The sequence below is a fragment of the Bartonella sp. AA74HLJMH genome (assembly GCF_042197045.1).
Taxonomy (GTDB): Bacteria; Pseudomonadota; Alphaproteobacteria; order Rhizobiales; family Rhizobiaceae; genus Bartonella.
The window spans coordinates 1-506 of sequence record NZ_JBHIRJ010000177.1; the positions used below are offsets into that span (position 1 = coordinate 1).

The 506-nt window shown below is 40.7% G+C and carries 1 protein-coding gene; it reads right to left on the reverse strand.

All coding sequences use genetic code 11. The features are described from left to right. A partial coding sequence (locus ACFINH_RS10430; protein ID WP_375633110.1) for an ABC transporter substrate-binding protein occupies window positions 1–506 on the reverse strand: 506 nt, incomplete at both ends.

Below are 506 nucleotides of genomic sequence, written 5' to 3' on the forward strand. Positions count from 1 at the left end.
GCATCTTGAACCTTTTGATTCATAGTTTCATCCAAATACCCATGGCACCAACTCGCATAGCCTGTATTTTTAGCCTCAAGCCGATTATCTGGATTATAAATAAGACGTGAAGCCATTGTATGGGGGTCCCCAGAGCCATTATTCCATCCGAAAAAAATCGTATCAAAACCACGCGCATAAAATTTTGAAAACAACTGCGTACCTACAAAACGTTCAATTTTAAAACGTACTCCAACTTTTTTTGCATTGTCTTGGAGAGACTGAGCAATAGGCAAAGCAAAAGGATAAGGAGAGGCACCGGCAAAAATACTGGCCTCAAAACCATCCGGATAACCGGCTTCCGTTAAAAGTTGCTTTGCTTTTTGGAGATCAAGTTTAAAGGGTTGTCCCTCTTTTTCATCCAAAGCTCCAAGATTACCAAGAGGAATAAAACTTGCACGTGGAATACCAACATCTTTGAGAAGAGTCTTACCGAGTCCTTCATAGTCAATAAGATAACGCATCGC